This is a genomic window from Polaribacter sp. (assembly GCF_039939415.1).
GTDB lineage: Bacteria > Bacteroidota > Bacteroidia > Flavobacteriales > Flavobacteriaceae > Polaribacter.
Genome location: NZ_JBDVJE010000047.1, coordinates 17,921 through 42,456 on the forward strand (window position 1 = coordinate 17,921; position 24,536 = coordinate 42,456).

23 protein-coding genes and 1 tRNA gene are annotated in these 24,536 nt (G+C 27.2%); 6 read left to right on the forward strand and 18 right to left on the reverse strand.

The window, feature by feature from the left end; genetic code table 11:
* Positions 1–19: 19 nt before the first annotated feature.
* From ABJG40_RS06880 to ABJG40_RS06890, 3 genes are all read right to left on the reverse strand, one after another.
* The gene (locus ABJG40_RS06880; RefSeq protein ID WP_348023839.1) at positions 20–664 is read right to left on the reverse strand and encodes an acyloxyacyl hydrolase; all 645 of its coding nucleotides are present in this window, start codon (positions 662–664) and stop codon (positions 20–22) included.
* A gap of 2 nt (positions 665–666) precedes the next feature.
* On the reverse strand, positions 667–1,554 hold the full coding sequence (locus tag ABJG40_RS06885; protein WP_348023840.1) for a 3-hydroxybutyryl-CoA dehydrogenase: 888 nt from the start codon (positions 1,552–1,554) through the stop codon (positions 667–669).
* 162 nt (positions 1,555–1,716) lie between these two features.
* Entirely contained in the window at positions 1,717–2,676 is a 960-nt protein-coding gene (locus tag ABJG40_RS06890; RefSeq protein ID WP_348023841.1) for a Gfo/Idh/MocA family oxidoreductase, read from the reverse strand.
* Positions 2,677–2,862: 186 nt separating this feature from the next.
* On the opposite strand from ABJG40_RS06890, the gene ABJG40_RS06895 reads away from it, so the two are divergent.
* On the forward strand, positions 2,863–3,504 hold the full coding sequence (locus tag ABJG40_RS06895) for a protein-L-isoaspartate(D-aspartate) O-methyltransferase (RefSeq protein ID WP_348023842.1): 642 nt from the start codon (positions 2,863–2,865) through the stop codon (positions 3,502–3,504).
* A gap of 7 nt (positions 3,505–3,511) precedes the next feature.
* Here ABJG40_RS06895 and ABJG40_RS06900 read toward each other — a convergent pair whose 3' ends face one another.
* Genes ABJG40_RS06900 through ABJG40_RS06915 form a run of 4 tightly spaced genes read right to left on the reverse strand, consistent with a single transcriptional unit; the run spans position 3,512 to position 5,626 of the window.
* A complete protein-coding gene (locus tag ABJG40_RS06900; RefSeq protein WP_348023843.1) occupies positions 3,512–3,940 on the reverse strand; it encodes a DUF2147 domain-containing protein in 429 nt (142 codons plus the stop codon).
* Positions 3,941–3,983: 43 nt separating this feature from the next.
* The gene (locus ABJG40_RS06905) at positions 3,984–4,412 is read right to left on the reverse strand and encodes a DUF2147 domain-containing protein (RefSeq protein ID WP_348023844.1); all 429 of its coding nucleotides are present in this window, start codon (positions 4,410–4,412) and stop codon (positions 3,984–3,986) included.
* A gap of 1 nt (position 4,413) precedes the next feature.
* On the reverse strand, positions 4,414–4,941 hold the full coding sequence (locus ABJG40_RS06910; protein WP_348023845.1) for an HAD-IIIA family hydrolase: 528 nt from the start codon (positions 4,939–4,941) through the stop codon (positions 4,414–4,416).
* Entirely contained in the window at positions 4,931–5,626 is a 696-nt protein-coding gene (locus tag ABJG40_RS06915) for a DUF2520 domain-containing protein (protein WP_348023846.1), read from the reverse strand. Before ABJG40_RS06915 ends, ABJG40_RS06910 begins: the two co-directional genes overlap by 11 nt.
* A 73-nt stretch (positions 5,627–5,699) precedes the next feature.
* Between ABJG40_RS06915 and ABJG40_RS06920 the strand changes: the two genes are divergently transcribed.
* Positions 5,700–6,857 carry a PLP-dependent aspartate aminotransferase family protein gene (locus tag ABJG40_RS06920; protein WP_348023847.1) on the forward strand — a complete coding sequence of 386 codons (1,158 nt, stop codon included), beginning with the start codon at positions 5,700–5,702 and terminating at the stop codon, positions 6,855–6,857.
* A 74-nt stretch (positions 6,858–6,931) separates the two neighbouring features.
* On the opposite strand, the gene ABJG40_RS06925 is transcribed toward ABJG40_RS06920, so the two are convergent.
* Positions 6,932–8,770, reverse strand: a complete 1,839-nt coding sequence (locus ABJG40_RS06925; RefSeq protein WP_348023848.1) for an SLC13 family permease — start codon at positions 8,768–8,770, stop codon at positions 6,932–6,934.
* A 316-nt stretch (positions 8,771–9,086) separates the two neighbouring features.
* Between ABJG40_RS06925 and bshB1 the strand changes: the two genes are divergently transcribed.
* Together bshB1 and ABJG40_RS06935 are read left to right on the forward strand one after the other, a co-directional pair.
* Positions 9,087–9,803 (forward strand): bacillithiol biosynthesis deacetylase BshB1, encoded by a 717-nt coding sequence (gene bshB1 / locus ABJG40_RS06930; protein ID WP_348023849.1) that lies wholly within the window; start codon positions 9,087–9,089, stop codon positions 9,801–9,803.
* 53 nt (positions 9,804–9,856) lie between these two features.
* Positions 9,857–9,932, forward strand: a tRNA-His gene (locus ABJG40_RS06935).
* Between the two features lie 231 nt (positions 9,933–10,163).
* Here the strand turns inward: ABJG40_RS06935 and ABJG40_RS06940 are convergent.
* The 10 genes from ABJG40_RS06940 to ABJG40_RS06985 form a co-directional block, all read right to left on the reverse strand.
* Entirely contained in the window at positions 10,164–10,526 is a 363-nt protein-coding gene (locus tag ABJG40_RS06940; RefSeq protein ID WP_348023850.1) for a helix-turn-helix domain-containing protein, read from the reverse strand.
* A 61-nt stretch (positions 10,527–10,587) separates the two neighbouring features.
* Positions 10,588–11,337, reverse strand: coding sequence for a LytTR family DNA-binding domain-containing protein (locus ABJG40_RS06945; protein WP_348023851.1), 750 nt, complete (start codon positions 11,335–11,337; stop codon positions 10,588–10,590).
* 2 nt (positions 11,338–11,339) lie between these two features.
* Positions 11,340–12,185 carry a metallophosphoesterase gene (locus ABJG40_RS06950; RefSeq protein WP_348023852.1) on the reverse strand — a complete coding sequence of 282 codons (846 nt, stop codon included), beginning with the start codon at positions 12,183–12,185 and terminating at the stop codon, positions 11,340–11,342.
* A gap of 6 nt (positions 12,186–12,191) precedes the next feature.
* A complete protein-coding gene (locus ABJG40_RS06955) occupies positions 12,192–14,168 on the reverse strand; it encodes a histidine kinase (protein WP_348023853.1) in 1,977 nt (658 codons plus the stop codon).
* Positions 14,169–14,254: 86 nt separating this feature from the next.
* Positions 14,255–15,349, reverse strand: a complete 1,095-nt coding sequence (locus ABJG40_RS06960; protein ID WP_348023854.1) for a hypothetical protein — start codon at positions 15,347–15,349, stop codon at positions 14,255–14,257.
* Positions 15,350–15,451: 102 nt separating this feature from the next.
* On the reverse strand, positions 15,452–15,805 hold the full coding sequence (locus ABJG40_RS06965; RefSeq protein WP_348023855.1) for a DUF6686 family protein: 354 nt from the start codon (positions 15,803–15,805) through the stop codon (positions 15,452–15,454).
* Between the two features lie 10 nt (positions 15,806–15,815).
* Entirely contained in the window at positions 15,816–18,014 is a 2,199-nt protein-coding gene (locus ABJG40_RS06970; protein WP_348023856.1) for a PepSY domain-containing protein, read from the reverse strand.
* 10 nt (positions 18,015–18,024) lie between these two features.
* Entirely contained in the window at positions 18,025–18,519 is a 495-nt protein-coding gene (locus ABJG40_RS06975) for a DUF2271 domain-containing protein (RefSeq protein ID WP_348023857.1), read from the reverse strand.
* A 9-nt stretch (positions 18,520–18,528) separates the two neighbouring features.
* Positions 18,529–20,007, reverse strand: coding sequence for an ankyrin repeat domain-containing protein (locus ABJG40_RS06980; RefSeq protein ID WP_348023858.1), 1,479 nt, complete (start codon positions 20,005–20,007; stop codon positions 18,529–18,531).
* A gap of 3 nt (positions 20,008–20,010) precedes the next feature.
* Positions 20,011–20,913, reverse strand: a complete 903-nt coding sequence (locus tag ABJG40_RS06985; protein WP_348023859.1) for a DUF6607 family protein — start codon at positions 20,911–20,913, stop codon at positions 20,011–20,013.
* A 96-nt stretch (positions 20,914–21,009) separates the two neighbouring features.
* On the opposite strand from ABJG40_RS06985, the gene ABJG40_RS06990 reads away from it, so the two are divergent.
* Entirely contained in the window at positions 21,010–23,124 is a 2,115-nt protein-coding gene (locus ABJG40_RS06990) for a TonB-dependent receptor plug domain-containing protein (protein ID WP_348023860.1), read from the forward strand.
* A 4-nt stretch (positions 23,125–23,128) separates the two neighbouring features.
* A complete protein-coding gene (locus ABJG40_RS06995) occupies positions 23,129–24,517 on the forward strand; it encodes an HmuY family protein (RefSeq protein ID WP_348023861.1) in 1,389 nt (462 codons plus the stop codon).
* Positions 24,518–24,536 lie beyond the last annotated feature (19 nt).

Below are 24,536 nucleotides of genomic sequence, written 5' to 3' on the forward strand. Positions count from 1 at the left end.
TTTTTGAGTTCCTCTTTTTTTATTTTAATGAATATGAAATTCCTATTTCGTAACCTAAAAAAGTATATCCGTTATTGGGAGATTTAAAATCTAAGTTAGAAACATGACCAATATTACTGCCAATATAGATAGCAGTTTTATTGAACGTTTTATAAGAAAAACCTAAAGATCCATTCTCTAAAAAAGTGAACCCTTTTGCTAAACGTTCTGTTCTAGTATCAATTGTAGCAACTCCTAAACCTGCAGTAATTCTAAAATCTAAATCTTTTATAATTTCTCTTTTAAAAACAAAACCTAATTCTAAACCAAACAAATGCATTGTTTTTGGCGTAGTAAATTCAATTCTTTTTTCTAGGTAATTATCTTCAGAAGGTAAAACAAATTGAATATTTAATAATTGATGATGTATCTTTTGAATCTGAGGCTGAATCAATAATTCAATATCCCATTTTTTCCAATTTCCTAAATCGTAAAAAGCTTGAATTTTATAGGTATTCGTATAATATGAATAATCAGTATCATCAAACAAAAAATTGTTTTCATCAGCATAATTGTATAAGAAACCAATTTTCTTAACATTAAAAATACTTTTTTTATTCTCTTGAGCTTTTAAAGCAAAGAATGATGAAAATAAAAATAAAAATAATATTTGTTTTGTAGTCATTCTTAAGAAAATATTTTAGCTACTTTTTCTGCTTTTCTACTTTCAGAATAATCATAAAAACCTTCACCAGATTTTACGCCTAACTTACCTGCCATCACCATATTTACTAATAATGGGCAAGGAGCGTATTTGGGGTTTTTATAACCATCATACAAAACATTTAAAATAGACAAGCAAACATCTAAACCAATAAAATCTGCCAATTGTAAAGGTCCCATTGGGTGTGCCATTCCTAATTTCATAACCGTATCAATTTCTTCAACACCAGCAACATTATTATACAGCGTTTCAATAGATTCGTTAATCATTGGCATTAAGATTCTATTTGCAACAAAACCAGGGTAATCATTTACTTCTACAGGAACTTTTCCAACTTTTTTAGAAAGTTCAGAAATTGTTTCCATCACTTCATCAGAAGTATTATAACCTCTAATAATCTCTACCAATTTCATAATTGGTACAGGATTCATAAAGTGCATTCCTATAACTTTCTCAGGTCTATTTGTTGCTGCTGCAATTTGGGTAATAGAAATAGAAGAAGTATTTGTAGCAAGTATTGTGTTGTCACTACAAAATTCATCTAATTCTTTAAAAATTTTGGTTTTTAAAACAACATTTTCAGTGGCAGCTTCCACAACTAAATCAGCATTTTTAACACCTTCTTTAATGGTTGTAAAAGTAGAAATATTTTGTAAAGTTTGTTTTTTATCAGCTTCAGAAATTTTTTCTTTAGACACCATTCTGTCTAAGTTTATTGCAATAGTTGCCATTCCTTTATCTAAAGAAACTTCAGAAATATCAATCAAACTAACGTTATAATTAAATTGAGCAAACGTATGAGCAATTCCATTTCCCATGGTTCCTGCTCCAATAACTGCAATATTTTTCATTGGTTTTTTAATTATTTGGGCGTTTTAACAGGCTTTACACTATATCTTTTTTTCATTCTTCAAAAAAGGATGCCGTTTCAATCCTTAACGCACTTGTTTATTAGCTTTTAATTTTAAGAAACACATTGAGGGTTCTTTATTTTCGAGCTTTTAAAATATTTGTTAAAAACAATCAATAATCATTTGTGCAACTCTTAGCGCTTCTGTTCCTTGACTTAAACTTACAACAGGAGTTGTGTTATTGTTAATAGCATCAGCAAAAGTTTCTAATTCATCTAAAATTGCATTGTTGTTTTCAACATCAAGGTTTTCAAAATAAATTTGTTTTTTAACACCTTCTGCATTTTGTAAAATCATGGCAAACTCATCTGGATTTGCAGGAACATCTTTCATTCTAACAACTTCAGATTTTTTCTCTAAAAAGTCAACAGAAATATAAGCGTCCTTTTGAAAAAAACGAGACTTACGCATGTTTTTCATCGAAATTCTACTGGCAGTTAAGTTAGCAACACAACCATTTTCGAACTCAATTCTAGCATTGGAAATATCTGGAGTTTCAGAAATTACAGATACACCACTTGCATGCACATCTTTAACTTTAGATTTTACAACAGAAAGAATAATATCAATATCATGAATCATTAAATCTAAAACTACAGGTACATCAGTTCCTCTAGGATTAAATTCTGCCAATCTATGGCATTCAATAAACATAGGGCTCTCAATTTTTTCATTAACAGCTGTAAATGCAGGGTTAAAACGCTCTACATGCCCAACTTGTCCTTTTATATTGTTTTCGTTAGCCAAAACTAAAATAGCTTCTGCTTCTTCAACAGTTTTAGTTATTGGTTTTTCAATAAAAATATGTCTTCCTTTTTCAATACATTTTTTTGCGCAATCAAAATGAGATAAAGTTGGTGTTACAATGTCAACAACTTGTACAGCATCAATTAAAGAATCTATAGAGTCAAAAGAAGTATAGCCAAATTCTTTAGCCACTTTTTTTGCATTTTCTTTAGAAGGATCATAAAATCCTACTAAATCATATTTATCAGATTGTTGTAACAAACGTAAATGAATTTTTCCTAGATGACCAGCACCTAATACTCCAACTTTAAGCATATATTATATTTTAAGTCTTTAGAGAATAATTTGAAACAATCTTTTTTGAGTTTAGATTACTTCTTCGCTAAGACATTGGTTTTGTGTTTTCTAATTTTTTTAAAATCAGACCATCAACAAAGATACAATTTTATAAGAGTTTATTAAGATTAATTACTATTTTTAGAATCTAGAAATGAAATAAATTTGAAAGATACTTCTAAACATCAAGGACTTAGAAACCAACTTGCTAACGTACTAAAAGCAAAAGGAATTATAGATGAAAATGTATTGAATGCAGTACGTAAAATTCCACGTCATTTGTTTATTGATAGTAGTTTTGAGTCGCACGCATATCAAGATAAAGCTTTTCCTATTGCTGCAGAACAAACAATTTCTATGCCGTATACAGTTGCTTTTCAATCGCAAACTTTAGAGGTTAAATCTGGTGAAAAAATATTAGAAATTGGTACAGGTTCTGGTTATCAAACTGCAGTTTTATTAGAGTTAAAAGCAGAAGTATATTCTATAGAAAGACAACGTGAGTTGTTTAAAAAAACATCTCTATTTCTTCCAAAGTTAGGTTATAAACCAAAGAAGTTTATTTTTGGAGATGGTTATAAAGGCTTGCCAGAACAAGCTCCTTTTGATAAGATAATTGTTACTGCAGGTGCACCTTATGTGCCTAAACCTCTTTTATCTCAACTAAGAGTAGGAGGTAAGTTGTTAATTCCTGTAGGAGATAAGACTCAAATTATGACATTGTTTATTAGAAAGTCTTTAAAAGAGTTTGAGAAACATGAGTTAGGTGATTTTGCATTTGTACCCATGTTAGAAGAAAGAAATTAAAATACTCTTATTCTTCTGAACGATACCAATTTTGAGTACGATACAAAAAAGAAATATAGCCTCTAACATACAGTTTGTTAGAATCATCTTCATCTAACCAAATTTTACAATCATATTCTTTTCCTTTTTGAGGATCTAAAATGGTACCACCTTTATATTCATTACTTTTTTTTGTAAGGTCTTCTATAATTACCATACCTAAGATAAGTTTGTCTTTTTTGGTTCCTTCACATTTATCACAAACAGCATCTTGACGGTCTTTATTTAATACTCTAACAACTTTACCATAAACTTTACCATTTTCTTCATAAAGATTTACAATAGACTTTGTTTCTCCAGTTTCATCATCAACTGTTTTCCAGTTTCCTAAAATTGATTGTGCATTTACGGTTATACAAAGCATTAATATTACCAATGTAAATATTGTTTTTTTCATGTTTTTTGTTTGATTATGTGTTTGTAATTTATAGTAAAGTTTGTTATTGAACTCTTTCCCAATAAACAGTTTTACCAAAAAGAGGGATGCCTGCATAACCTCTAACTTTTAACTTATTAGGTTTTACTAATTTTATATATACATTAAAATAATTTCCTTTTCTAGGATCTAAACCATAACCTCCAGACCATTTCTGATTACTATTTTGTTCTAGTTTATATAAAATATGCATACCTAATACAGGTTTGTTTTTTTTACTACCTGTGCATAACGTACAAAGAGCAATTTTATTTTTTGGATCAGTAATATCAATTATTTTGCCAAAAACCTTTCCGTTTTTTTCATATACTTCTACAACAGAATCTATTTCTCCAGTTTTTTCGTCAATAGAATTCCATTTTCCAATAACTGTTTGAGCGTTTATAAAAATTGTAAATAACAATATTATTAGTGTTGTAATTTTTGTTTTCATATTAATCATATTTTGCGCTAAAATTATTCTCCCATTTTTTTTGTACTCTTAAAACTTGTTCAATAACATCTCTTACACAACCTTCACCACCTTTTTTGTCAGAAATATATTTGGCAACTTGTTGAATTTCTCTAACAGCATCATTTGGGCAACATGGCATTCCTACAAGTTTCATAACTGGATAGTCAGGTACATCATCTCCCATATATAATACATTTTCTGGTTTTAAATTATATTTTTTAACTAGTTCATTGTATTGTTTAATCTTATCATGAGCACCTAAATATATATCTTTAATTCCTAAGTTTGCAAGTCTAGTTCTTACACCTTCATTTTTTCCGCCAGAAATAATACAAACATTAAACCCTTTATCTACCGCAGTTTTTAAAGCATAACCATCTTTAATATTCATATGTCTAACTAGTTCGCCATCTGGCATAATAGTTACCATTCCGTTTGTGAGCACTCCATCAACATCAAAAATTAAAGTATTTATTTTAGGTAATAATTGTTTGTAACTAATTTCCATTTTGGATTGATTTTGTAATAATTTTATAGATTTTCTGTTTTTCTTTATTTAGCAAATCTAAATGATTTTTTATTGTCTTTTTATCGTTTCTAATTGCGGGACCTGTTTGAGCTTTTTCTGGTGCTAATGTTTCAATTTTTAAAGCTGTTTCTTTAATTAAAGGTTGCAGAATTTCAAAAGGTACAAGATGTTCATTGCAAAGATCATTCCCAATTTTATACATATGATTTGTAAAATTATTTACAAAAACTGCTGCAACATGTAAAGCTTTTCTTTGATCAGAATTTATAGAGTATATTTTTTGACCTATTAGGTTTGCTATTTCCTTTAATAATTGTTTATCATTTTTATTTTCAGCTTCTAAGCAAAAAGGAACTTCATTAAAATTAACTTTTTTCTCTTTAGAAAATGTTTGTAGCATGTAAAAAACACCTTTACTTGTTGGGTTTTTTAATTCATTTATTGAGCAAGCTCCAGAAGTATGTACTACAAAAGGATTCTTAATTTTTGATGAAACATCTGCAATGGCATCATCAGAAACTGCAATAATAGTAACATCTGTAGTAGGAATATTTTTTAATTTTCGTGAGTTGATTTGTGTAACTTTAATGTTATCAACTTTTAAAAAAACGTTATATAAATGAGTTCCTACATTTCCTTTTCCAACAATTAATACTGATATCATAAAACGAAGATATTGATTTTTTTAGTGGATTGCACAAGGATTTATTAAATTAGCAATCTATAAAAGATAAGATATGTCAGAATCAAAAGAATTTGGAATAAACACAACTTGTGTTCATGTTGGAGAAGTAAAAGATGAGCAGTTTAAAGGAGCAGTTTCTCCAATTTATCCATCTACTTCATATGCTTTTGATGGTGTAGACATTAAACGTTATCCTCGTTATTTTAATACACCAAATCAAGAAATGTTGCATAAAAAAATTGCAGCTTTAGAAAAAACGGAAGATGCATTGATTTTTGGATCTGGAATGGCAGCAATTTCTGCGGCTTTATTTGCTTTTCTAAAAAAAGGAGATCATGTTGTTATACAACAAGTAATTTATGGCGGTACTTATAATTTTATTGTTTCAGAGTTTGATAAATTTGGAATAGAGTATTCTTTTACAGAATCTGATAAAATTGAAGATTTTAAATCATTAATTAAAAAAAACACGAAGGTTTTATATATAGAAACGCCTTCTAACCCATTATTAGGTATTACAGATATGAAAGCAATTTCGGTTTTAGCAAAAGAATATGGAATATTAACAGTGATAGATAATACATTTGCTTCACCAATCAATCAGAATCCGATAGATTTTGGAATTGATATCATGTTGCATTCTGCTACAAAATATATGGGAGGTCATTCAGATATTTCTGCAGGAGCAATTGCTGCATCAAAAGTACATATTGAGCAAATTTGGAAAACAGCTATTAATTTTGGAGGAAATTTAAGTGATCAAACAGTTTGGTTGTTAGAAAGAAGTTTAAAAACTTTAAATTTAAGAGTAAAAGAGCAAACAAAAAATGCACAAGAAATGGCAGAGTATTTAGAAATAAATAAAAATGTTAATGCTGTTTATTATCCTGGTTTAAAAAATCATCCTCAATATGAATTGGCAAAAAAACAAATGAAAGGATTTGGAGCAATGTTGTCTTTTGAATTGTCAGATGGTATTGATGCAATGGAGTTTCAGAATAATTTACAATTGATAAAACCTTCTATGAGTTTAGCAGGTTTAGAAAGTACAACTGTAAGTCCAACTCAAACTACACATGCTTTATTGAGTGAAGAAGAACGTTTGGAAAGAGGAATTAAAGGTGGTTTAATTCGTTTTTCTGTAGGAATTGAAGAGGTTAAAGATTTAATAAAAGATATTGAGCAGGCAATAAAAAAAGCAAAGGGATAAACCTTTGCTTTTTCAGCTAACAAATAATCATCTAAAATTGGATTATGAGACCAATTTCAGAAAAAAAAACTTTATTAAAAAGGCCAGATTATTGGCACTAATAGTAATGTAGTAATTACAAATAAGATTAATAGAGGAAACCCAACTTTTAAGTAATCCATAAATTTATATCCTCCAGAACTCATAACCATAGCATTTGTGGTTGTTCCTATTGGAGTTAAAAATGCTGTTGAAGCACTAATGGCTACAGTAATTAATAATGGTTCTGGTGAAATACCTAATGTTGCTGCAGACATAATTACAATTGGAGTCATTAATACAGCTGTTGCTGAGTTGTTTATAAATTGACTAAAAGTTGTAGTTAATAAGAAAATGCCACCTAATAATAATGTAGGATTTTCTTTTCCTAAGAAACTAATTAAAGAATTAGAGATCATTTCTGCTGCACCTGTTTTTTGTATTGCAACCCCCATAGGAATCATAGCTGCAATCATAACAACGCTAATCCAGCTAATACTTTTATAGGCTTTAGAAAAGGGCACACAACCTGTAAATAATACAATACCTGCAGAAATTAATGCGGCTATTGCACCTGGAACTAATTTTAGAACTAATAAAGCAATCATTAAAACTAATGCTCCTAAAGCAATATAAGATTTAGGTGTTAATTCATCTACATCTTTTAACATTTCTTCTGGACGACCAACTACAACTATATTTTTATGCTGATTTTTTAATTCTTCAATGTTTTCCCAAGGCCCCCTAATGATAAAACTATCTCCTGCATGAACTCTCATTTTATCTTCAACATAAGGCTTTTTATGTCTAGAAGTTGCTAGTAATTGAATTTCATATCTTTTAAAGTATTCATGTAGTTTAATTTCTCTACCAACTAAACGAGATTTAGGAGTTACAATAACTTCAGACATACCAACCTCTTGGTTAATTAAGTTGTTTCTTAATTCACTTTTTGCAGATTCTTTTACTAGTAAACCAAGTCTAAATTTAATCATTAGTTTATTAATATCTTCTGTAGTTCCTTTTACTGTAATGATATCGTGATACCTTAATTCAGTATCGTTTTCTGGAAACTCAATAAAAGGTTGTGTTCCTTTTAATCTATTAGGATGTCTTCTTTTTAAACGAATTACATTTATTTTATATTCATTTTCTAAATCCCAATCATTTAGTTTTGTATTGATTAATGGAGATATTGAACGAATTCTAAGTCTGTAATAGTCATTATCAATTTGGTAGGCTTCAATCCATTCATGCAAAGTAGAATCAATATTAATAGGTTTGTTGTTGGTTTTGTTTTTAGGTAACATTTTATAGCCAACATATCTAAAATATAAAATTGCTATAATTAAAAGAGGTAAGCCTATTAATCCAAATTCGAAGAATGAAAAGCCTTCGAAACCAGCATCAATTAATGCGTTGTTAGCAATAATGTTAGGAGGTGTACCTGTTAAAGTTAACAAACCACCAGTATTAGAACCAAAAGCAACAGGAATTAATATTTTAGAAGGCATTGTACCTATACTCCAAGCAGAAGAAATCGTTGCAGGTAACAAAGTTGCTACAGTACCTGTATTGCTAACAAAGCCAGATAAAACTCCAGAACCAAGTGTAATAATTACTAATAATTTAGGTACACTTTTACCTGCCAATTCTATTAATTTTTTACCTGCCAAAGCAGTCCATCCAGTTTGAGAAAGACCTTCACCAATTATAAATAGAGAAGCAATCATAATAACAGTTGGGTTGCTAAAACCACTAAGAGTTTCATTTAAGTTTAAAATTCCACATAAAAATAAGCTTAACATAGACACAAGTGCAATTACATCTGGAGAGTATTTACCCCATACAAATAAGCCAATGGTGATTGTTAGAATGATAAGCATTAAAATCATAGTTTTCTATTTTGTTTAGTTAGATTATTTGGGTAAAATTATAACGATTAAAAAATCACTGATATGATATATATCATGGAGATTAAAATATGTTTATTTTTATGGATTTTATTTAAAAAGATAAAAATAAGTAAAGAAAATTAGATACGAAATCGTAATAGATATAAGAGCTTACTAAATTATCTTCTTAAAAAGGTTATTTTTGTTTTTTATAATTTTAAAATAAAGCTCTTAGAGTGTTATTTGAATAGAATTTGGTGTGTAAGTTTATTAATTAAATAAATTTTACATTTTTAATTTTAATAAATAAAAATAGATGAAATTAGATATATTGGCTTTTGGTGCACATCCTGATGATGTAGAGTTGGGTTGTGGAGCCCTGATTGCTAAGGAAGTGTCTTCTGGAAAAAAAGTAGGTATTATTGATTTAACCAGAGGTGAATTAGGAACACGTGGTTCTGCTGATTTAAGAGATAAAGAAGCCGCAAACGCAGCTAAAATTTTAGGCGTTTCTGTGCGTGAGAACTTGTGTTTTGCTGATGGTTTTTTTGTTAACGATAAGAAGCATCAATTAAAAGTTATTAAAATGATTCGAAAGTATCAACCAGAAATTGTTCTTTGTAATGCTATAGATGATAGACATATTGATCATCCTAAAGGAAGTGAGTTAGTTTCTGATTCGTGTTTTTTAAGTGGTTTGGTAAAGATTGAAACAATAATAGAAGGGAAACAACAAGAAAAGTGGAGGCCTAAACAGGTGTATCATTATGTGCAATGGAAAAATATTGAGCCAGATTTTGTAGTAGATGTATCTGGTTTTATAAATGTTAAAGAAAGAGCGGTTTTGGCTTATTCTTCTCAGTTTTATGACCCTAAAAGTGATGAGCCAGAAACGCCAATAACAAGTAAAAACTTTACAGATAGTATAAATTATAGGGCAAAAGATTTAGGTAGATTAATAGGTGTTGATTTTGCAGAAGGTTTTACTTCAGAACGTTATGTAGCAGTAGAAAATTTAAGTAAATTAATTTAATTATTTCTTTTTGTATGTTGAAAATTAAATTATATTTGCACCCGCAATTATATGGTGGTTGTAGCTCAGTTGGTTAGAGTATCGGTTTGTGGTACCGAGTGTCGCGGGTTCGAGTCCCGTCTTCCACCCAAAAATAAAATCCTTCTCTTTTAGAGAAGGATTTTTTTTGTAGAAAAAATTTAGTGAATTTTAATTTAAAAAAAATATCCTTTTTGTTAAAAAAGGATATTAGGTTTATAATTTAGTTTGATGCTGAAGCAGAATCAAATATTGAAGGTCTTGCAACGATTATAGTTTCTTTTATTAGGGGGCAGATACTATAATATGAGTTGTTATTTTATATTCTGTGGGGAATAATTGTTATTTAACAGACTCTTCAATATTTGATATTCTTTGAACAATATCTTTAGATAATTCTTCAAATTGCTTCTTGACTATGCGTTTTATCTGAAACTCTATAGGGGATCGAACTTCATTCATTAGGGGTGCATAGTTATTCTTATATTTTCCTTTGCCAGTAAGTAACCACATAGGGTCTATTTCTGGAATATTATCGATGATAGCAAGCAAAATTGTTTCATTAGGTTTTTTTGAATAGTTGACAACTGCACTTATTAATTGCTGTGATACTCCTAAAAGTTCTGAAAATTGTCTTTGATTAAATCCACTATCTTTAAAAACCTTAATAACTCTATCTGCTCGTTTTTTATCTTCGATTTTCATTTGTTGATAATCAAATATAGTGAAAAATCACTACATATAATGTTTTTTTGATGAAAAAAAGTTATAACTTCTTTAAAAAATCAATTACATCTGCTTTTTTTCTTACAGAAACAGGTATGTTCATTTTGTTGTTTAATATAATATAACCTCCATCAGATTTTATAAATTCTTTAATTTGAGATTTATTTATTAAATGGCTTTGATGCACTCTTAAGAAACCATTGTCTTTAAGCATATCTGCATAATACTTTAAAGTTTTAGAAACTAAAATTTTTGTATTATCTTTTAAATAAAATGTAGTGTAGTTATTGTCTGATTGACAACGAATAATATCTTCTATATTTACAACTATTATTTTGTCTTGGGTGTATAGTGAAATTTTATTGATATTATTTTTTTGATTAGTAATTGCTTGTTTTAATATGTTTAGTTGCTCTTTTTGAGGTTCTATTTGTTGTTTTACTTTTTTTATTGAATTTTCTAAATCTTCATTAGAATAAGGTTTTAAAATATAATCTATTGCTGCAAATTTAAAAGCTCTAATTGCGTACTCATCACTTGCCGTTACAAAGATAATTTTTGAAGTTAAGTTGGGGTAAATTTCTAATAAATCAAAACCAGTTCCATCACCAAGCATAATGTCTAAAAATAATATATCTGGTTGTTTTTTTTGTAATAGTTTTGCTGCTTCTATAACGCTTTTTGCTGTTCCTATTATTTCAATTTCTTTATGATGTGTAGTAATGTCATTTACTAGCATATCTAATGCTAAAGAATTATCTTCTACTACAATTGATGTGATTTTTACCATGGTTAAAGTTTTTCTTCTAATTCAAAAATTGTAATTTCTGGCCTTACATTAAATCTAACTTGGTATAGATTACCTAAAGCTCTATTTATATAGAGAGTTCTACCGTCATATAAATCAAATTCTCCAGAAGAATATCTTGTATTTTTTACAGGTAAAATAGGTGGGTTTAAAAAAGGTGGTTTTACTTGCCCTCCATGGGTATGTCCAGATAAAACCCATCCTTTATAATTGTTCCAAACATTTAAATCGCAAACATCTGGGTTATGACAAAGAACAATATTTGCTTTTTGAGCATTGTATTTGTTCATAATTTTAACTGGGTTAAAATTAGATCCCCAATAATCATCAATACCTAAAATATTTAAACCGTTAAAATTTACTTCTTCATTTCTTAAAATTGTAATGTTTGCCCTGTCTAAAATATTAGAAATTCTGTTGGCAACATCAGGTTCTAACCAATCAATTCCATAATCATGATTTCCTAAAACTCCTGCAGTTCCTAGCTTACCATTTACTGCATGTTTAAACACTTTTTTTAATTGATTAAATTGTTCTGGTGTTTCATAAGAAACAAAATCTCCAGTATAAACTACAAAATCAGGTTCAAAAATTTTTGCTTTCTTAAACGAGTCAATTATGTATTTATAATCAAATTTATTACCAACATGTACATCGCTAATTTGCATTAGTGTTTTACCTATTAATTTTTTGGGTAAGTTTTTTATAGGCATTTTAACTTTTACAAATTCTAACCAAAAAGGCTCTATTTGCCATGTATAGAATCCTCCTAATAGACTAGCACCAATACCAGTTATTATTGATTTTTTTATAAATTTTCTTCTTTCCATTTTAATTTAATAATCTGTTTTTAAAGGAATTTTAAAACTAATTCTTGTTCCTAAAACAGTGTTTTTTTCTTTTAATTCATTAATTGAAAACGAATTGTATTTAGTTAAATGTTTAATGCGTTCTTGTGTTAGTTTTAGGGCAATTGATTGATGATTAGATGTGTTTTTTTCTTTTTTACTTTGATAAAAGCCAACACCATTATCTTCTATGTTAAAATAAAGGAAACTGTTTTTAACATAGAACAAAACCTTAATAGTTGCGTTTTTATTGTTTGAGTTAAATGCATGTTTTATACAGTTTTCTACAAAAGGTTGCACTAACATTGGCGGAATTAAAATTTCTTCGGAATCAATATTATTTAAAGATGTTTCTAAAGTGAAATTAAAATCTTTCGAACTCATTTTTTGCTCTAATTGTAAATAAGTTTCTAAAGTTAAAATTTCATCTTGTAAACTAATTTCGTTTAAACGAGAGTTGTTTAAAACACTTCTTAAAAGTATAGAAAATAAAGAAATTGTTTTGTTTAATTCTTTGGAGTTTCCAGAGTTTCCAAGGGCTTTAATTCCGTTTAAAACATTAAAAATAAAATGAGGATTCATTTGTAATTGTAATGCTTTTTGTTCTAGAGTTTGTAGATGATTTTCTAGTTTTAAAGCTTCAATTTTTTGATTATTTTTTTTCTTGAGTTTTCTAATATAGATATCAACAACTCCAGCTAAAATCAAACAAAAAACGATTAAACAAATTAATAAAAACCAATCTTTTTTATAAATAGGAAAATCTATATTAAATTTAAAAGATATTGGTTTACTAACTTTGTTGAGGTTTTTAGATTGAATTGTAAGTGTATATTTTCCTGCTTTTAAGTTGGCAAAATCAACCTTGTTTTGAGAACTCCAAGGTGTGAAGTCTTTATTTAATTTATAACGAAATTTTATGTTTTTTGCATTTTTTAAATCAATTGTGTTAAAAGAAAAAGATACGTTATTTTCAGTTGGCTTTAATTCTAAAACTTTATCAGAAAAATGTTGAATTCTTTTATAATTTACAGATATACTTTCTATAGCAATGTTTGGTGTTTTATTGTTTTTAATAGAGGTTAGCTTATATAATCCTTTATCTCTACTAGCAATCCATATTGTGTTTTGATTGTCTATAAAAACGTTATTTATGTTATTTGAAATTGTAGAATTATACTTATTTATTTTTCTTTTAAAAGAATAGTTTTTTTCATCTAAAACTTCAATTCCATATCCGTTGGAAGTTACCCAAATTTCATCTTTAATTTTTTTTATAGAAGAGATGTTTTCAATAGTTTTAAAACTATTTATAATTTTATTTCCATCAATAATTTTTAACTCATTATTTAATGTGCAAGTAATCAGGTTTTCTTTATTTAATAAAAAAGAACTGAATTGTTCATCAGTAATTTTTATAACTTTTTTGGTTTTATTTAGTTTATCAACTATCCATAAGCCATTATTTGTGGCTATATATATAGAATTTTTATGTTGTATAATATCTTTAATTATAGAAAAATCTATCTGAGGATGAATTTTTAAAGGCTGTAAATAAGTTTCTTTAAATTCATAAACTCCTTGAGTTGTACACAGTAAAATTTTGTTTTTTACAAAAACGGTTTTTAAAACAGTGTTTTTTCCTAAATAAGAGAACTTACCTGCTTTTATTTTAAAAAAACCTTTTTCATGCCCTACAAATAAAGTTTTGTTTTTTTCGAAAAGTGAAAGAGCTTTTGATTGAGAATGTAGGTTTATATGTTTAAAATGATCGCCATCAAATTGAAACAAACCTTTGTCTGTAGCAAGCCATAAATAACCAATTTTATCTTGAATAATGTTGTTTATAGAAGTATTTGGTAATCCGTCTTTAATAGAAATATTTTGAATATTATTTCCTTGAGAATTAATATCAACAGAAATAATTAAGAATAGAAAGAATATGAGTTTTAAAAACTTTGGCATTTATACAAATTTACTAATTAAAACGTCATTACACTATTTTTAATTTTGTGTAATGACGTTTATCAAACTACAATCTCCATTTCATTTTATTTCAATGCGTATAAACGTTTATTACTTGTGTCTGGTTCTATGTGTTTTAGCTCTCCATAAGGTTTAATTAATGGTTTTAAAACGCATAAGCCAGTTGTTCTACCTCTTATAATTAATGTGCTGTTTTTTGTACTCCAATTCCATCTAAATTTTTCTAAAGGAATGTTGTATTTGTTAATTTCTACCATCAATTCTTCATGTTGTTCGATCCAATCCATAACTTCTTCTTGAGATGTAAAAATTGGCATTTCATCATCTGTATGATGGTATCCAAACTCCCATTTAATTGGTATAGAAAATTGTTCTGCATAAGCTTCACCAACATATCTTTCTTCTTCATTATTTAAGGCATCAAACCAATCTATATCTTTTTCTTGCGGATATTTTTTTGCAATTTCTTTAGATAAATCTGTTTTTCCTGGAGAATGTGCTGTAGGATAAAAAACATAGTAAGGTTGTGCTAAAAAATGATTTGCAAATTTGCCACCAAAAATTGTATGATATGGAGATGCTATAACTTTAGGTAAACTCTGGGCCGAAAAAGCATCTTTTAATGTTTTTAAAAGCTCTTTGTTTTCTACCAAACCAGAAGCGTGAAATACAATTTTTGTATTGTTATTTACTACATTTTTTAATGATGGAAGTGTGCCTTGTGTAATGCTTTTTCGTAAAGATTCTGATGTAATTTTATCTCCTCTAACAACTGTTTCTAAATTCATTCCTTTATAAGGATTGCTTTTATTTACAATATGAACTTCTCCATATGGATTTATATTTGCATGTTCATTCATCCAAAGAATAATTTCTTCTAAAGAATATTGACCATCTATAACCTGTAAACCTTTTTCTTGAAAATAAGTTCTTGCATTAGAGTAGAAAGTTTCATTTCCTTTGTCAAAACCAGCTATAAATACAATAGGTTTTCTAGTTTCAATTTTTATGTTTTTATTTATAGTAGTCTTATTGTCTGCTATAATAGTAGTTTCTTTTTCTTTTTCTTTTTTTATTTCATTGTTATCACAACTAATAAAAGGGCTACTTAATAGAATTAAACCTGTTACTACAACTGTTTTTTTTAGTAATGTTCTCATGATTTCTGCTTTTTTAATGTTAATACACTATAAAAGTAGAAAGGAAGTAGTCTTAAATTTTGTTTGTATTAGAATTCGTTAAAGATGCATTAGAATTCGTTTTTAATTTAAAATTAATGTGTAATCTACATCTTCGGTTTTAATGATTTTTTCAGTTTTATTAGGGTTTAAACCCAATAGTTTTCTTATTTCTTGAATTTCGTAATTATTAAAAACCAACAATAAATTTTGATGAAAAGTTGGTACAGGTATTTTTCTTTTCTGTGTTGTAGAAGAATTAAATGTTAACCAATAATTTAAATCTATTTCAGAAACATATTGTTTAAATTGTTTTAATTGATTTGTATTAAATTGAAAAAAAATGTTGTTATAAACTAAATTATAAGTTTCACAACATTTACAAACAGATAGTTCTCCATTTTTTACTCTCGATATTATTTTTAAATTCTCGCACATAATTTTTATTTTAATAACAATCGTATTTTATTTGTTTATTATCTTCAAAACTTTCTAAAGAAGTATTTAGTTTTTTATTAATAATTATCCTTATTTTTTTCTTAACACTTTGTTGCATTTTTAAAGAACCACAAATCATAATAGTATTACCTTCTTCTAATGTTTTTAAAATTAAATTTGAGTAATTTGTTAAAATGTCTTGAACATATATTTTCTCTTTTTGTTCTTGAGAAAAAACTGAATTAAATGAAGTTAACTGCCCTTTTTTTAAATGATTTTCTATAAATTTTTGATAGATATTATATGATTCTTTTGTTCTTTCACCCCAAAAAAGATGAATTTTTCCTTTTTTGTTTTGAGAAATCATTCCTAAAAATGGCGCAATTCCTGTACCGTTTGCAATAAGAATTACCTCTTTTTTATATTTAGGAAAATAAAAATTTTCATTTTTTTGAATTGATGCTAAAAAATTATCTCCTCTCTTAATATCATTTAAAAAATTTGAACAAATACCAAATTCATGTTTTTTTATACTTAATAATATGTTTTTATCAACTTTAGCAATTGAGTATAAACGATTTTTAATTTCGTTTTTTGGTGTTATAGAAAGTAAATCTCCAGAAGAGAATTTTACTTTTTTAGATGGTTTTAATTCAATTAAAAAAGTATCATCAATATTCTTTTTAGTTTTGTTTAAAATCGTGAATTTTTGCTCGTTATTTTTTGAGGTTTGCAAAGACTCTTTTTCAATATTTAAATCTAATTTGTAAAAAGAATTCCATTCATTTAACCATTTTTTAAAAGATGTAAAAGATTGATTGTTAATTTTATAAATTGGTAATACAGGAATAAATTTTTTATGTATTTGCATGTTAGAATGTACTAAAATTGCAAATTGACAAAAAGCTTTGTAGTCTTTAGAACCAAAACCAATAACAGAAAATTGAATATTATTTTTCTGAGTTATTTTCTTAAGTTTAGTAAGAAATTTTGATGCATTTACAGGCGCTTCTCCATCTCCATAAGTTGCAGCAAAAACTATAATGGTTTTTGCATTTTTGTAAGTAGTGTAATTATTTAATTCAGTAATAAAAACAGTTTTATGAGCATTTAATAAAGATTTATAAAAAGCTAAAGCAAAATTAAAAGTACTTCCAGTTTCAGAACCTACAAGAATTATAAATTCAGCATTATCTTTATGATATTTATTTTTAATTTTTGATGTTTTTTTCTTTCTTTTTAAAGTTATTGAAAAACCTGAAAAAATAAAAAATAGCATAGTAAAACAAGCTAAAAGTAAAATTATAGACCATAAAACAGAACCTTGTCCTGTGTGTAATATTAAACTATAATAAGAACCTAGTGTTGTTAAAGAGTGTTTTTTCTGACTTACAATTTGTCCATTAAATTGATGAATAGCAAATTCATTTTTAATAGATTTTATGTAAAAATAGTCTTCTTTATCCGTAGAAAAAGGGAATTCTATTTTTGTAATGTTTGCTAATTTTGTTGCTTTAAAAAAGTCAAAATCAGTAGATTTTATGTTTGGTGTATCTTTTGTTAAAGCTAAGTTTTTCTGGTGTTTGTTTTTATCTTTTGGTAGTAAATTAAATTTTTCTAAAGAAAGATAAATACCCGTTAAAGTGATGATGATAATTGGAATTAAAAAATATCGACCAAAAACAATATGATAATATTGATTGAAATCTTCTTTTACTATTTTAGAGAATAAGTTTAAAAAACCACCTTGTCTTTTTGAGATTAAAATTATGCCAGTAATTGAAATGATAAAGAGTAAAAACGAAACAAAACCCACAATAAATCTACCTGTTGATTTTAAAAATAGAGAACGATGTAAATTGGTTGCAAAATCAAAAATGGGGGTTTTCGAAATTGTTTCTCCAATTTTATTTCCTGTTTTTGGGTTTATGTAAAATGTTTCGCTTTTACCTTTATTATTAATTATTGATGCTGTAATAAAATTATTTTTATCAATTTCTATGCTTATAATTTCATCATATTTTGTTTCTAATGCCTTTATCGTTTCAGAAATAGAAACGTTATCAATATTTACATTATCAAAAGGTTTTAGTTTTTTTGAAATGGGTTCAAAAGCCAAAATAACCCCTGTAAGAGATGCAATTATTATAAATAAAGTAGAAAATATAGCTAGGGTTAAATGGCTATATCTCCAGATAGAAATTGTCATTTTATGAAATTTATTTAGGCATCATTCTTATGTAACGAATAAAACCTTTACCTTCAATTTTAGTGGTTACGTTTTCTGATGTTAATTCAAATTCAACATCATCTTTATGATAATCTTGATCTTCAACAGCAGTTTCAAAACGAATTTTATAGCCTTTATTTAATGTATTATCAGGTATTTGAATTACACTAACTGTGCGTTCTCCTCCACTAATTGTTGCACCAGTAATTGCATCTATATTTGTTCTTACTTTTCCATGAAAACTCCACCATTCTGTAATATCAAAATACCATTCATCATCATCACCTTGTACATATAAAGTCTTTTCATATTTTCCTTCAGGATTTAATAATGAAATAACAATATACGCTCCTTCACCTGTATAATTTTTCATTTGAATCATGCATTTATACGAAGTGCTTTCTGTATATTTTTTGAAGCTGAATAGAGCTGTAATTCCAATGAATAAAATAGGAATCATTAAAATTATTTTTCTTGTTTTCATCTTTTAAAATTATTTTAGAAATGAAATATTGATGTTTTGTTTTTTTAATAACTCATTTTCTGAAGCTAAATCAAAGACAGTTTCATTAAAATCTGTTGTTACATTTTTATCTGCACCAATGCTTATTAAATATTTAATGATGTTTGCATCGTTAGCTTTCATGGCTGCAATTTGTAATGCTGATAAACCTGCTTTATTTTTTACATTAACATTAATTTTAAAGGAAGACAACCTTGTTAATAAAGGTAAATTGTTTCTTTCTGTTGCAATGTGTAATAAAGTGTTCTGATTGTTTTGTGGTTGATTAACAACCAATCCATTTTTTTCTAAAACTTTTAACTTTTCATTAAAACTTAGAGGATTACTTGATTTAAAGTTATTTATTAAATAATAAGAAAGTGAGTTTCCTTTTTTATCTATGGTATTTATTTTAGCACCTTTAGATAATAAGAATTCGACAACTTCTACTGAGTTTCTATTAACAGATTTTGTTAATGCAGAAAGTCCATTTTTGTTTTCTGAGTTTATGTTTTTTACTTTTTGTGATAAAAATTCTACAACTTGTAAAGAATTACTATTTGCGGCATTTATTAAAGGAGTATCTCCATTAATATCTTGCAAATCAGTATCAACACCTTTAGAAATAAAGTATTTATAAGTTTCTAAATCTTTATTGTTGTATGCAATATAATGCAATGGGTTTCTTCTTTTGTGATCTACTACATTTGCTTTTACGCCTAAACTTTCTAAAGCTTTATAGGTTGTTAAAGTGTTTTTTTGTCTTCTTAAACCTTGACTAGCAAAAATCATAGCGTTTTTACCAATTGCAACTTTTTTATTTAAAAGAATTTTTAATAAATCAATATTTCCACCTTTTGCAGTATATTCAAAAAGTCCATTTCCATTATTATCTTTATCTTTTAAAGTAGCTCCATTTAATATAAAATAGTCTACAATTTTATCATCTTTTAGATAAGGAGCAACCAATAATAACGCATTAGCACCATCATGATTTTTTTCTTTTGTAATATCTGCTCCAATTTTAAAACTGTACTTATATACTTCTTTATTTAATACGCCTGTTGATGCAGCAAAATTTAAAAAAGTATTTCCATGTGTGTCAATTACATCAGTTTTTGCGCCTTTAGAAATAACATGTTTCATTATTTCTACATTGTTTTTATAAGCAGCCCAAAAAATATACGTTCTACCATCATGAGTTATTTTATTAACATCATTCCCTTTTTTTGATATTAGATATTTAATCGTTTTGTTATCAACTTTTTCTAAAAGAGCGTAGGTAACTGCATCAAAAGCATTAATATTTAATTCAGTAATATCGTTTCCTTCAGCTATTTTTTTATCAATAATTGAGATACTAGGATTTATTTTCCAGAAATCTCTATTTAGAAAAATGTTTTTTTTCTGAGCTGAAATAGAAATACTGATAAGAAAAAATAAGAGCGTTATTTTATGAGAATTTTTCATATATTATTTTTTTACAAAAGATTCAATAATCTCATTAATAGCATCTTCTTCAACTACTTTATCAATGAACAAATGTTTGAATAAAGCTTTGTTTTTAACTTTTGCTTTTAAAGACAAGTTTGTATTTCTTCCATAAACTTCATTCCACTTATTTCTAGCTATTTGCCATTTTTCAGTATTAGCTTTCCACCAATTTGCAGCTGCACTACATCTACTATCAGCTACTCTAACATAGGTGTTGTAACCTTTTTCTTTAGCTAAAACAATATCTTTTTTGTTTGTTTCTCTAATTACTTTACTATTGTCTTGGTCATGAACCCAACCATACTTTGTAATTTCATGTCTATTACCTCTTAGAGTAATATTATAATCACTTCTTTTTGTGTATTCTCTTCTTGGTAAAGGAGCAGTTGTTGTGTTTTCCCAATAGCTTTTTCCATCTACATGAACCCAGGTTCCAGAACCTTCATAACGTGGACTGTCATCTACTTGATATACTTTTTGTGTCCACTGTTTTTTTACATCTTTTTTACTTTTTTGTTCAAAAGTCCAGTTATTATTTCCATTAAACATGTAAAATTCTGTGTTTTCATACAACCAATCTTGCCTCCAATGTTTTACTATATATGGTTTAGCAGGATTACCAACTTGTAAAATATGTTGAATGGATATTTTATTCTTGTCATCTGCAATAATACCAGCCCATTCTAAACCTTTATCTACTTTGGTTTTAGATGGTTTGTATAAAGAATCTTTACTGTAGTTGAATGTTTCTGCAAAATTAAAAGTTACTTCAAAACAACCACACATTTCTTTTATAGCATTTTGATCTTTAGTTTTTTTACTCTGAGCAATACTTGTTATAGTTATACCAAGTAATAAAGAACTTATAATTAATTTTTTCATTTTATGTTTTTATATGATGAAATATTTTTGACAAAAATATAAAATTTATTTAGATTGAATAAAAATAAGATATATATTTGTCGAAAATTATTAAGAATGTTTCTAAATAAGTTGATTTCAATTTTATTAATGTTGTTTGCTTTTTCCGTTTTTTGTCAAGAAAAGAAAAAGGACTCTACAAAAGTTACGGAGTTAGATGAAATAATTGTTACTGGACAATTAAGACCACAGTCAATAAAAAAATCTGTATTTGAAGTAAAAGTAATTACAAGAAAAGATATTGAAAGAAGAGCAGGTAATAATTTAGCAGACTTATTAAGTCAAATGCTAAATATTGATATTTTTCAAAATTCGTCTAGTGGAAAATCTGATATTAATGTTTTAGGTTTAGATGGAAAATATTTTAAAGTTTTAATTGATAATATTTCAGTAGTAAATGAAGAAGGTTTTGGGAAGAACACCGATTTAACTTTAATAAATTTAGATGATGTTGAACGAGTAGAATTTGTACAAGGTGCTATGGGAGTGCAATATGGAGCAAATACTTTATCTGGTGTTTTAAATGTAATAACAAAGAAAAAATCTAATAATTCTTGGGAGATAAAAACATTTTTACAAGAAGAAACTATTGGTAAAGAATACGAATTATTTAACCAAGGGCGTCATATACAATCTATAAGTATAGGACGTCAATTAACCAAAGATAATTATATAAGACTTTCTTATAATCGTAATGATTTTAGAGGGTTTTTAGGAGAATTAAAAGGGGAGTATTATGATGATGAAAAAGATAATTTAAGGGGTTATAATTGGTTGCCAAAAAAACAAAATTTTGCAAAGCTTTTATTAAGTCATCAAGGAGAGCATTTTTCTGCTTTTTATAAATTTGATTATTTACATGAAAATATTTCTAGTTATGATTCAATAGTACGCTCTAACCTTATTCCAGCAACGCAAACAAGTAATCCCTCATCGTTAGATGAAAAATTTAATAACCAAAGGTTTGTTCATCATTTAAATATAACAGGTGATTTAGGAAAAGTACCTTATAATATTTCTGCTTCCTATCAAAAGCAAGAAAAGAAAAGAGAATCATATACTTATTTTATTAGAGAAGATCTAAAAGAGAACAAAGAAGAAAAACTTTTTTTATCAAAAGAAGTTTGGTTTTCTAGAGGTACGTTTAATAATTTAATAAACTCTAATAATTTTACATTACAAGCGGGTTATGAATTTACAAATGAATTTGGTTTTGGTTCTGCGGATGCTGTTACTATTGTAACTGGAGAGGAAGAAGTATCAAATTCTCTTAGAAGCACAGATTTATTTGCGTCTTCTGAAATAGATTTTAATAAAAATTTTTCTATAAAGCCAGGTGTTAGAGTCTCTTTTACTAATTTATTTAATATACAGTTTTATTATTCTACAAGTGCTAGACATTTATTTAAAAATAATTGGGAAGCAAGAGTAGTTTTAGGCTTTGGAACAAGAACACCTAATTATGATGAGTTGTATACTTATTTTGTAGATGTAAATCATGATTTAAGAGGAAATGAAAATTTAAATCCAGAAGAAGGGGTTTCTACTTTTTTTCATTTAAAAAAGCATACTCAATTTAATAAAGATTTTTCTATGAAAAACAAAGTAACATTTTCTTATATAAATGTTACTGATAGAATAGAATTAGTAGTTATAAACGAAACACCCCTCCAATTACAATATAATAATATAGATAAGTTCTCGTCTATGGGTATTTCTCTAGAAAATGATTTTTATTATAAGAATATGCAATTGAATTTTGGAGCTAGTTATTATGGCATTAATAGAATTTTTGATTACGATACAGGAGATATATCAAACAGACAAGCAAATTTTCAGTTAAACTCAAATGTTTCTTATGTAATTCCAGGTATTAATACTTCATTAACTGCTTATTATAAATATATAGGAATAACAAATCGCTTTATTCAAGTAGATGGTTCTTTTCAAAATCAAGAAATTAATCCTTATAGTTGGTTAGATGTTATTATGAGTAAGAAGTTCTTTAATAAAAAAATAGAAGCAACTTTTGGGGTTCGTAATTTATTTGATGTTGTAGATGGTAATACAAACTCAACATCTGGTAGTGCTCATACAGGTGCAAGTAGTACAGTAAATTTAGGGTATGGAAGATCATATGTGTTAAGGTTAGCCTATAATATCAATATTTAATTTTATGAAAAAGTTACAAATATTATTTCTTTTTAGTATTGCAATTATTAGCTCTTGTAGTACTGATCCTGTTTTTTTTGAAGATCCATTTGTGGTCGCTTTTAAAGAAACTTCCGGTAAGTTATTAGAAATTGAAAATAAAAAAGAAATTCAATTAATATATTCTGAAGCTGCTTATGAAGATAGCGTTGTAAAAATTAATATTACTACAGAAAATGCTTTGTATGGAAGAGATTTTGTTACAATTCCAGAAGCTGTTAATAATGAATTATCGCTTTCAATATCTGTAGATGAATCTGAAAATAATTTTCAAATAGTTGAGTTAAATGATTCATTTACAGATGCAATGAGAATTACTTTTTCTATTATTTCTATAGAAGTAGAAAACTCAAACATACAAGGTAATACAACTCATGAATTAAGTGATAATGCATATTTAGGCGGAACGTTTTTGCCTACTGTTGGTGGCCCTAATGAACCTAACCAAGTATATATAGATTTAAGTAGTAATAAAGAAACTTTTGTTAAAAGAGATTCTTGGGATTTAGGCTTTTATGGAGGAGATGAATTTAGGGTAACAATTAATGGCTCTTTATATATGGCAATAGCACCATTAACAACTACAGATATAAATAGTGTGAATTCAGCAAGTGTTTCTTCATTACAGTCACTTGTTGCTGTAGGTACATTTAATCCAGATAATGAAGCGTATGTAGATGCTCCAAATGGAAATATTTTAGAAACTGCAATTCAAGAAATTTCAGAAGACAATTCTTTAAACCCAGTTTATTTAGTAAATCTTGGTGTAGAAGTTGGTACAGCAAAGCCTACAACAGGTTCAGCAGCTATTGCAGGAGCTCCTAGAGGATGGAAAAAAATAAGAATATTAAGAAATGATGAAGGTTACAAATTACAATATGCAGATTTAGATGCAACCTCATACAATGAAGTTACAATAACAAAAGATACCGATTTTAATTTTTCTTTTTTCAGTTTTAATAAAGAAGAAACAGTAAACGTAGAGCCTCAAAAAACACAATGGGATATTTGTTTTACCGTATTTACAAACATTTTAGAAGGTGCAGGTTCTTATGGCTTTTCAGATTTTATTATTCATAACAGAAAAGGAGGCGTAAGTTCTTACAGTTTAGAAGGTAATAATATTTCTTATGAAAACTTCTCATCATTAAATATAGATGAATCTTTGTTAAAAGATAGCCAAACAATTATAGGTAGTAGTTGGCGAAATGTATTTGATGGAACAGTAACTGCAAATATTTTTTATGTTTTAAAAGATGCAAATAACAATTATTACAAAATACGATTTTTAGATTTAGTTAATGATAGTGGAGAACGTGGTCATCCTAGATTTGAATATAAATTATTACAATAGCAAACAATTTTTTAATAAT